Below are 9636 nucleotides of genomic sequence, written 5' to 3' on the forward strand. Positions count from 1 at the left end.
GGGAGCGGGTATGAGCAGGTGGAGATATGGCTGGAACCTGTCTCCGCCGCCGCCAAGGTGATCCTGGTCTTGATTCTGTTGAGCCTGGCCGCCTTTGTGGGGCTGCGGATGCTGCGGCGCGCCCGCAGCCCCCACCTCTGAGGAACGGGGAGCCGGGGCCGGGAGGCCTAAAAGGGGGCCTCCTCTTCGCCTGTGCCGGCGGGGGCGGGTTCCTCTGCAGCCATGGCTGCCCCGTTATCCCGGCGCGAACCCAGCAGCTCCAGCCGATCCACGCGAATCACCGGTTTGGAGCGTTCTTCACCGCTGTTGCGGTCCTTCCAGTGGTCCAGCTTGAGGGAGCCGACAATACCCAGAAGGGATCCCTTTTTTACGTAGTCCGCGGCGATCTGGGCCGTGCGACCCCAGATTTCAAGGTTGAACCAGTCGGGCTCCTCCTCCCGGCTGCGGCGGTTGACCGCGAGGGTGAGATTGGCCACCATCGTTCCCGATTCAAAGTAGCGAACCTCGGGATCGCGGCCGGCCCGGCCGACGAGGGTGATGGAGTTGACGCTCATGGTGCAGTGATTCCTGACGAGTGAGTTGAAGGACGGGTCAGCCGCGGCTGGGCTGCCCCTCTCAGGGTTCCCCCACAGTTGGATGTGTCGCAGGCTATCGGGCTGGCCTTATGATGGGGCAGTCACAGCTCCTTGGGCCAAGATCTCCCTCCTCTCCCATCGTAACCGGGATCCTGTGACGTCTTGGATCCGCACACATTCCTCTTTTCCTCATGATTCGCCCCTTCAGCCTCGCTCGCAACGTCGGGATCGACCTGGGCACTGCGAACACGCTGATCTACATCGCTGGGAAGGGTACGGTGCTCTCGGAACCCTCTGTTGTGGCCATTGACGTCAACACGGGAAAGCTCATCGATGCCGGCAGTGAGGCCCACCGCATGTTGGGGCGCACCCCGGGGAACATCCGCACCATTCGCCCCCTCCGGGATGGGGTGATTGCGGACTTTGACGCCACCGAGTTGATGATCAAAAGCTTTATCGAGAAAGGCAACGACGGACGCAAGTTCATGGCGCCCCGTCTTGTGATCGGCATCCCCAGCGGCGTGACAGGCGTTGAGCGCCGGGCGTTGCGAGATGCGGCCCTGGTGGGCGCCCGCGAGGTTTATCTCATTGATGAACCGATGGCCGCGGCCATCGGCGCCGGATTGCCCGTGGTGGAGCCGGTGGGAACCATGATTGTGGATATTGGCGGCGGCACCACCGAGGTGGCGGTCATCAGTCTGCGGGGCATTGTGATCTGCGAGTCCCTGCGGGTGGCGGGAGACGCGCTGACCGGCGCCATCAGCAGGTACCTGAAGAAAGCCCATAACCTGCTGATTGGCGAGCGCACGGCGGAGGAGATCAAATTCCGCATGGGATCTGCGCTCCCCAGCGATGAATTCGACTCCATGACTATGGACGTGCGTGGTCTTCACATGGTTTCCGGCCTCCCTTGCACCGTCACCGTTTCCTGCGGCGACGTGCGGGAAGCCATGTCGGAATCCCTGGTCATGATTGTGGACCTGATCAAGAAGACGCTGGAGCGCACGCCTCCCGAACTGGTGGCCGATATTGCCGAACGGGGCATCATGCTGGCGGGAGGGGGCGCCAAGCTGAGGGGCATCAGTGACCTCATTGCCCGTGAGACAGGGATTGTCACCCACATTGCCGAGAGCCCTCTTGAGTCCGTGGTTCTGGGCTGCGCCCGTGTCCTGGAGAACTACAGCCAGTTGAGCAGGGTTCTGGATACCAATGATCAACTGAGGAGGCCCCTCGGTTGATGGCCCACTGAGCCCGGGACCATGGCCCTCCTGCGCAACGAGTTTCGGCAGAGTTCAAGGCGGGCCAGACAACAACGGATCCGGTTGTTGTTGTCCCTGGGGACCATTGCCTTGACCGTTGCCCTGGCCAGCCCCATGCGCCAAGGGGTTGGCGGGGTGCTGGTGGAGACTTACGCCGTCCTTGCTCGTCCCCTGTGGCCGGGGCCAACCCAGTTTGAGTGGGTGCGGGAAGCGGAAGAGGTGGCCAATATGGAGCGGCTCATCTTTCTGGAAAAGGAAAACCGGCGCATCAAGGAGTTGATCGGTTTGCCGTCCGCCATCCCCCGGGGCAGCGGTTTGAAGGCGCCGGTCATTGGCCGCAGTCCGGCAGTGTGGTGGCGCCAGTTGACCCTGGGCCGAGGCAGTCGTCACGGCATTCGCGTTGGCCATGGGGTGGTGGCGCCAGGGGGCTTGATCGGTCGAATCACCGCCGTGACCATGAACACGGCCCAGGTCACCCTCATTACGGATCCCACCAGCCGCATCGGCGTCCTGGTGACCCGCACCAATCACCACGGCCTGCTCAGCGGCCTTGGGTCCGGCCGTCCAGTGCTGCGCTTCCTCACGGAAAATCCCCGCACCATTCCGGGGGACGTGGTGGTGACCTCGTCCGCCAGCACCCTGGTGCCCGGTGGCATTCCTGTGGGTGTGGTGCAGAATGTTGATCGCAACCGGGCCCCCTCCCCTGAAGCCGTGGTCCAGCCCAGCGCCCCCATCGACGCCATTGAGTGGGCCGAGGTGTTGCTTCAAGGCCTGCCGGAAGCGGCCCCGTGAAACCTGTCCCAGCCTGGCCCCGACAGGTGCTCGTTGGCGTTGGCGGCGCCACCGGTCTTGTGGCGCTGTTGCTGTCCTTCCTGTCCCCCGGCTGGCTCAGGCTGGCCGGGGCCAGCCCCAACTGGCTGGTCCTGTGGCTGCTGCCCTGGGCATGGTCCCAGGGACCTATTGCCGGACTGGCAGGCGCCTGCATCCTGGGTTTTGCCCTGGAGACCATGACCATTGGCGCCGCAACACCCCTCTATGGCCTGGCGCTGCTGGCCTGGCTCTGGGGACGTCAAGCCAGACCCAGAAAAATCAGCCTCCCCAACCCTGCCGCCATGGCCGTCCAGGCCACCCTTGGTTCCCTCCTCGTTGATGTCACCGTCATGATGCAGTTGCGACTCCTGGCCGACCCCCGCTCCGGCCATGCCCCGCCTGGGGCCGGCATCCTCTCCAGTGACGTGGCGGCGGCGGGCTGGTTTGGTCGGGAGATCGCCAACGCAGGCTTTCATGGAACCATTGCCGCCGCCCTTGTGACCGGCTTCCTGGCGCCGATTGTGGGCACCCTGTTGCTGCGGCTGTGGTGTCAACTGGATCAGACCCGCCATGGTTAAACGTTCCCTCTCCTCTCTCCGCCCCGGAAACCGGCATGGCGCCCCATGGCGCCCCATGCTGCTGCTTCCGTTGATCCTGGCGCTGCAGGCCTGTGGCGCCCGTCCCCCGGCGCGACAACTGGAGGTCTGGACACTCCAACTCTCCCCCAGGTTTGACCCCTACCTGAATGGGCTGGTGGAGCAGTGGGAGGCCAGGAATCCCGATATTGACGTGCGCTGGACCGATATTCCCTGGGGGGCGGTGGAGCAGAAGCTGCTGGCCGCCGTGTTTGCCCGCACCGCACCGGACGTGGTGAACCTGAACCCCAAATTTGCAGCCAGACTGGCCAGCCGGGGCGGACTGCTGAATCTGGATGAGCACGTGAGCCCGGAGGAACGGGACCGGTATCTGGACGGGGCATGGCAGGCCAGCACAGGTCCCATGGGAACCTTCGGCATCCCCTGGTATCTCACCAGTCGCATTACCCTGGCGAACGGGGAGTTGCTGGCGGCCGCCGGCTACCGTCAGCCACCGACCCGGTGGCAGGACCTGCCAGCCTTTGCGGAGGCGGTCAAGCAAGCTACGGGGCGCCATGCCCTGTTTGTCTCTGTGGCGCCCGAGGATTCCACGGAAATCCTGGAGTCCTTTGTGCAGATGGGGGTGAAGTTGCTGGACGAGCAGAAGCGGGCAGCTTTTGATACCCCTGCCGGTCGGCGCGCCTTCGCCTTCTGGACGGATCTTTATCGCCGTGGCCTGCTGCCCCGGGAGGTGGTGAGCCAGGGCCATCGCCGCGCCATTGAACTCTATCAATCCGGTGATTTGGCCCTTCTGTCCACCAGTGGGGCGTCACTCGCCACCATTCGCACCAATGCCCCCGCCGTGGCGGCCCGCACCCAGGTGGCCCCGCCCCTGACCGGACCCGACGGCAGCGCCAACGTGGCCGTCATGAACCTGGTGGTCCCGGAGCAATCCGATCAACCGGAAGAGGCGGTGGATTTTGCCCTGTTCCTGACCAATCCCGCCAACCAGTACGAATTTGCCAAGGCGTCCGGCGCCCTCCCCTCCGCATCTGAGGCCATGGTTGCCCTTCGGCAGGATGTGGGCCAGGCCCGGCAGCGCCTGACCCCGGAGGATGACGTCACAGCCCAGGCCCTGTCTGCCCAGGAGACCAGTCTTGGCGCGCTGGAGAGCGCCCGTGTGCTGGTTCCCGCAGATCCGGAGATCAAGCAACTGCAAGCTGTGATCTACAACCATTTGCAGCAGGCCATGCTGGGCCAACTTTCCCCTGAAGAGGCTGTGGAGGCCGCTGCCGCTGCATGGAACCGCCATGGGCGCCAGTCCCCGTGATCGTTGTGGACGCCATGGGCGGATCGTAGTCTGTAGGCTTTGTAAAGAACTGCAAGTCCTGCGTTGATGGAGTCGGAGTCCCAGCCCAGCACGTCTCCGGTGGCCATGGGCGTGAACGGTTGGCCAGGCCCCCGGCAACCCCAAGGGGATGGCCCATCGCTTGAGGAGACCGAGGGGGCGGTCTCCACGTCTTGCAAACGCCTGCTGGTGGTAGATGACGAGCCTGCCGTGCGGCGCATCCTGGACACCCGTCTGCGCCTGGCCGGTTATACGGTCATCCTGGCTGCGGACGGGGAAGAGGCCCTCAGCAGGTTTTACCGGGAACAACCGGACCTGGTGGTATTGGACGTGATGCTGCCCAAGCTGGACGGCTTTGGCGTCTGCCGCCAGATCCGGGCCGAATCCACTGTGCCCATCATTATTGTCTCGGCCCTGGACAAACCCAACGAGAAGGTGGCCGGTCTGGAGTTGGGGGCCGATGACTACCTGCCGAAGCCCTTCGCGCCCCGTGAACTGGAGATGCGCATTGCCGCCGTGCTCCGCCGCCATGAGGCGGCCGTCGCGCCCCAATCTTCCGTTCAACCCAAGGCCCATCACCAGACCGGCATCATCCGCGCCGGGCACCTAGTGATTGACACCAACCGCCGTCAGGTGACCTGCAAGGGGGAGCGCCTGGGGCTCACCTACACGGAGTTCAGTTTGCTGGAACTCCTGTTCCGTGAACCGGGGACGGTGGTGCCCCGGGCCACCATCCTGGAGGAGCTCTGGGGCTATCCGCCCCGCAAGGCCACCAATCTGCGGGTGGTGGACGTTTATGTGGCCCGACTTCGCAACAAGCTGGAACCGGACCCCCGCAATCCGGAGTTGATCCTGACCGTGCGGGGAACAGGCTATGTCTCCCAAGGGGTCACCAGTGTTTCCCCCACCAGCGATTGAGGGCAGCCGGACCAGCAAGATGGCCAGGAGTGTCCGGGTTGCATCCTTGTCCGAGTTACGCGCCACGCGCCTGCAAAAAGCCAACGCCTTGCGCCAACTGGGCTACGAGCCCTATGGGCCGGGTTTTGCCCCCAGCCATCAGCTTCAGGATCTTCAGCGGGACCACAGCGACCTGCCCAAAGGCGAGGAGCGGGATGTTGCCGTTCAGGTGGCGGGCCGCGTGATGGCGCGGCGGGTGCTGGGCAAGCTGGCCTTCTTCCGGTTGCAGGACGAGACGGGCGCCATTCAACTCTTCATTGAGAGATCCACTCTGGCCCAGGGGATGCCGGAGGATTCGGAGGCTTTTGCCCACATCACGGGTCTTGTGGATAGCGGGGACGTGCTGGGGGTGTGGGGCATCCTGCGGCGCACGGACCGTGGCGAACTGTCCGTGAAGGTGCAGCGCTGGACAATGCTCAGCAAAGCCCTGCTCCCCCTGCCGGACAAATGGCGCGGCCTCACGGACGTGGAAAAGCGTTACCGCCAGCGCTACCTGGATTTGATCGTGACGCCCCAGACCCGTCAGACCTTGCGTCGCCGCGCCCGGTTGGTGGGCGCCATCCGCCGCTACCTGGACGACAAGGGCTTTCTGGAGATGGAGACGCCGGTGCTGCAGGCGGAGGCGGGCGGCGCCGATGCCCGTCCTTTTCAGACCCATCACCACAGCCTGGATCTACCCCTCTATCTACGCATTGCCACGGAACTCCACCTCAAGCGGTTGATCGTGGGGGGCTTCGAACGGGTCTACGAGTTGGGGCGCATTTTCCGCAACGAGGGCATCAGCACCCGCCATAACCCGGAGTTCACCTCGGTGGAGATTTACCGGGCCTATTGCGACTATGGGGACATGCTGACACTGACGGAAGATCTGATCAGTACCGTCACCCAACAGGTGTGCGGCTCCACCGTCCTGGAGGTGCAGGGCCGGACCATCGACCTGACGCCCCCATGGCGTCAGGCCACGATGCACCAGTTGGTCCGGGAGGCAACAGGTCTTGACTTCGAGCGGTTCTCCGGCGTCGCCGAGGCCGGCGACGCCATGGCCGCGGCTGGTCTGGAGGTTCCCCCCACGGCTGACAGCCTGGGCCGCCTCCTGAATGAAGCCTTTGAACAACAGGTGGAGCCCCGGTTGATGCAACCCACCTTCGTATTGGACTATCCCGTGGAGATCTCTCCTCTGGCCCGACCGCACCGGAGTCGACCGGGGCTGGTGGAGCGCTTCGAGTTGTTCATCGCCGGCCGGGAGACCGCCAATTGTTTCAGTGAACTCACGGACCCCCTGGAACAGCGCCAGCGGCTGGAAGCCCAGCAGGAACGCCGTATTGCCGGGGATCCGGAGGCCCAGGGGGTGGATGAGGACTTCCTCACGGCGCTGGAATACGGAATGCCCCCCACCGGTGGTCTGGGCATTGGCATCGACCGCCTGGCCATGGTGTTGACCGATTCCCCCAGCATCCGCGACGTCATTGCCTTCCCCTTGCTGCGACCCACGGACGAGGAGGGATGACATGAGAGAAGCTGAAGACCCACGCCCGGCAAGAGATAATCTGACAATGGACATTGCGTCCCTCTTGAGCAAGCTGGAGGTTCTTCCACCATGAGCGGTGAACGCGTCGGGTTCCGTTTCAAGCACGCTGATGCGGTGATTAAGCGCAATCCCCAGGGGCGGTCCCGGCGGGGCTGGGTCATGGAGCCTGTTGAGCAGGCCACCAGCCGCGGCACCAAAATGCCCGCCTACAGGATTCGCTGGCGGGACAGTGAACGACCTGAAATCGTGCTGCAGCACATGCTGATTGCCGATCCCGACGACACCCCACCCCCGGATGGCGTCAGCCTTGATCCCAGTGCCCCAACCCGCTGAATCTCAGCCTTTGCCGGCCTGACGTTGCAGTTCCTGCAGCTCCCGCTCCACCACGAAATTGGCCCAGGCCTGCTGCAGGGAGACAGAAGCTTCCGTCACCCGCCAACCGCCCCGAGCGGTGGTGGTATGCCACTCCTCCGGGGACAAGGATCCGATCATCTCCAAACGCTCCCACATCACCTGCCCCTCCCGGCGGCAGCGGCGCTCATGGTCGGCGCATTGGCGGGCCAGGGTACTGTCGTGGCCTGTCAAGGCCTCTTGCCCACGTTGGCGCCAGAGTCCAATGGCCTCCCCTTGCTGGAGAAGAACGTTCCGTAACTGCCCCGCCTCCTGCCGCAGCCGCAGCCGCTGACCTGGCCCTGCCGACTGGGCCCCATTGCGTTCCTCCTCTTCCAGCAGCGCCCCCTGGCCGGGGTGGCGGGCCAGCCATGTATCCAACCATGTATCCAGTTTGTGGTCGAGATCGTCGAACCAGTGTTGTGAAGCCATGGTTGCTCAGGGATCCCGGGGTGACTCGTCCTGTAGGTCGTGGGCAGCGGGAGCAGGAGCCATGGCCTTCTGCAGAGGCGAGAGCGCCCCATCGCGGGAGCGGAGAATCAACTGGGTGAGACGGGCCATGGCCCCTTCTCCCAGGGTCTCCCGGCTCATCCGGTCAAACACTCCCCGATACAAAGCCTCCAGTTCGGAAGAAAGTTCCTGCTGCACACGGTGGGCAATGGCCCGTTGCTCCGCTTGTCCCATAGCTGATCAGCATTGCGAGAGAGAACCATGCTCCATTAAATGGAGGCTGAAGCGATCCTGGCTGTCACACCAGCGCCCCACCCCACGCCAGCCCGCCTGTTGAGCCATGGCCTGCACTGCCTCCGGTCCCCATTTGTGGCTGTGCTCGGTGATGAGCCTTTCGCCGGCGGCCCAGTGAACCACCGTCTGCAACGGGGGAATGGACACCACCTGATCCCGCTGGCTCACCAGGGCCATCTCGATGTGTTGGGCGCTGGCATCCCAGTGGGCCCGGTAGCCAAAGTGTCGGGGTTGAAAATCGGTCCCCAGATCCCGGTTCAGGCGCAGCAGCAGATTGCGGGCAAAGCGGGCGGAAACCCCTGCGGCATCGTCATAGGCCGCCTCCATGGCCGCGACGCTCCGGGGCTGGTCCATGCCCAGCAGCAACAGGCTCCCAGGCCCCAGCAGGGTGGCCATGTGACGCAAGAGGGCCACGGCGCTGGCGGGGAGCAATTCCCCAGGGAACTGCCGGGGAAGAAGCCCAGCCGCTGCCCGGCCAGGAGGGGATGATCCGGCAGGGCGGGCAGGCGCCCATAGTCGCAACAGACGGCCACCATGGGCACCTGGGGGTGGAGCGCCTGGAGTCCGATGCAGGCGGTATGCACATGGGTTGCGCTGATGTCCAGGGCCACATAGGCGGCGGGCCGGAGGCCGTGCAGGAGGGGGGTCACCTTGCGGGCGCCGCCGGCGCCAAACTCCACAACCGTGATCGGCGCCCCGCCGCGATGCCCTGCGCAGCAGTCCCGAATGTGTTGCGCATGGCGCTGCAGCAGGTGGTTCTCCAGACGGGTGAGATGGTATTCCGGCTGCTGGCAGATGGCCTCAAAGAGCCGGGAGCCCTCCTGGTCGTAGAGCAGCCATGGGGGAAGTTGCCGGGGTCGCTTGGCCAGGCCCTGCTCCACGGCGGCGCACACGTCGCCAGGACCGGGATGCAGGTCGATCAGTTCCGGGCGCGTCAGAAGAGTAGGGCTGCTGCTCATCAAGCTCGTCACAGGGATGCTTCATCCCGGGCCAGACGGAGACCGGAGGCCATCCAGCGACTCCGGGGCGGGAAGAAATTGCGATAGGTGGATCGATGGTGCTCAGCAGGTGTGAGGAAACTGCCGCCCCGCAACACAAACTGCGAGCTCATGAACTTCCCATTGTATTCGCCCACCGCTCCCGCTGCGGCCTGGAAGCCCGGATAGGGGCGATAGGGGCTGGCTGTCCACTCCCAAAGGTCCCCGAACACCTGCTGAACCACCGGGGACTCCGGCCCCGGCAACACTGTGGCCTGCCGGGGCTTGAGATGGCGTCCATCCAGCCATTGGCCGGCACGGCACGGCGCCTGCCGGGCCATGGTTTCCCACTCCGCTTCCAGAGGCAGGCGAGCACCGGCCCAGCGGGCATAGGCATCCGCTTCAAACCAGGAGAGATGCCGCACCGGCCTGCTGGGATCAAGGGGACGGCGGCCCTCCAGGGTGAACTCCCA

General features: G+C 64.7%; 11 protein-coding genes and 1 pseudogene. 7 read left to right on the forward strand and 5 right to left on the reverse strand.

The window, feature by feature from the left end:
- Nucleotides 1–167 precede the first annotated feature (167 nt).
- Nucleotides 168–554: a single-stranded DNA-binding protein gene (locus BG35_RS0103540; protein WP_025781734.1), complete on the reverse strand. Its 387-nt coding sequence runs from the start codon at nucleotides 552–554 to the stop codon at nucleotides 168–170.
- A 212-nt stretch (nucleotides 555–766) separates the two neighbouring features.
- Between BG35_RS0103540 and BG35_RS0103545 the strand changes: the two genes are divergently transcribed.
- The 7 genes from BG35_RS0103545 (at nucleotide 767) to BG35_RS0103575 (ending at nucleotide 7385) form a co-directional block, all read left to right on the forward strand.
- Nucleotides 767–1813: a rod shape-determining protein gene (locus tag BG35_RS0103545; RefSeq protein ID WP_025781735.1), complete on the forward strand. Its 1047-nt coding sequence runs from the start codon at nucleotides 767–769 to the stop codon at nucleotides 1811–1813.
- Between the two features lie 21 nt (nucleotides 1814–1834).
- A complete protein-coding gene (locus BG35_RS0103550) occupies nucleotides 1835–2626 on the forward strand; it encodes a rod shape-determining protein MreC (protein WP_025781736.1) in 792 nt (263 codons plus the stop codon).
- Nucleotides 2623–3222 (forward strand): hypothetical protein, encoded by a 600-nt coding sequence (locus tag BG35_RS0103555; protein WP_152535153.1) that lies wholly within the window; start codon nucleotides 2623–2625, stop codon nucleotides 3220–3222. Before BG35_RS0103550 ends, BG35_RS0103555 begins: the two co-directional genes overlap by 4 nt.
- Entirely contained in the window at nucleotides 3215–4549 is a 1335-nt protein-coding gene (locus BG35_RS0103560; protein WP_236619764.1) for an ABC transporter substrate-binding protein, read from the forward strand. The genes BG35_RS0103555 and BG35_RS0103560 overlap by 8 nt, the downstream gene beginning before the upstream one ends.
- Before the next feature lie 105 nt (nucleotides 4550–4654).
- Complete coding sequence (gene rpaB / locus BG35_RS0103565) at nucleotides 4655–5485, forward strand: response regulator transcription factor RpaB (protein WP_071994775.1); 831 nt, start codon at nucleotides 4655–4657, stop codon at nucleotides 5483–5485.
- 19 nt (nucleotides 5486–5504) lie between these two features.
- Nucleotides 5505–7031 carry a lysine--tRNA ligase gene (lysS, locus tag BG35_RS0103570; RefSeq protein ID WP_071994774.1) on the forward strand — a complete coding sequence of 509 codons (1527 nt, stop codon included), beginning with the start codon at nucleotides 5505–5507 and terminating at the stop codon, nucleotides 7029–7031.
- Between the two features lie 90 nt (nucleotides 7032–7121).
- Nucleotides 7122–7385, forward strand: coding sequence for a DUF8660 family protein (locus tag BG35_RS0103575; RefSeq protein WP_025781741.1), 264 nt, complete (start codon nucleotides 7122–7124; stop codon nucleotides 7383–7385).
- Nucleotides 7386–7388: 3 nt separating this feature from the next.
- Here the strand turns inward: BG35_RS0103575 and BG35_RS0103580 are convergent, their stop codons facing one another.
- From BG35_RS0103580 to BG35_RS0103595, 4 genes and pseudogenes are all read right to left on the reverse strand, one after another.
- Nucleotides 7389–7874, reverse strand: a complete 486-nt coding sequence (locus tag BG35_RS0103580; RefSeq protein WP_025781742.1) for a hypothetical protein — start codon at nucleotides 7872–7874, stop codon at nucleotides 7389–7391.
- A gap of 6 nt (nucleotides 7875–7880) precedes the next feature.
- Nucleotides 7881–8126 carry a hypothetical protein gene (locus BG35_RS0103585; protein ID WP_025781743.1) on the reverse strand — a complete coding sequence of 82 codons (246 nt, stop codon included), beginning with the start codon at nucleotides 8124–8126 and terminating at the stop codon, nucleotides 7881–7883.
- 6 nt (nucleotides 8127–8132) lie between these two features.
- Nucleotides 8133–9145: pseudogene (gene egtD, locus BG35_RS14090) on the reverse strand (L-histidine N(alpha)-methyltransferase).
- Between the two features lie 8 nt (nucleotides 9146–9153).
- Nucleotides 9154–9636, reverse strand: a 483-nt coding sequence (locus BG35_RS0103595) for an SUMF1/EgtB/PvdO family nonheme iron enzyme (RefSeq protein ID WP_025781744.1), incomplete at its 5' end; no start/stop codon positions are given.

The organism is Candidatus Synechococcus spongiarum SH4 (genome assembly GCF_000586015.1).
GTDB lineage: Bacteria > Cyanobacteriota > Cyanobacteriia > PCC-6307 > Cyanobiaceae > Synechococcus_B > Synechococcus_B spongiarum_F.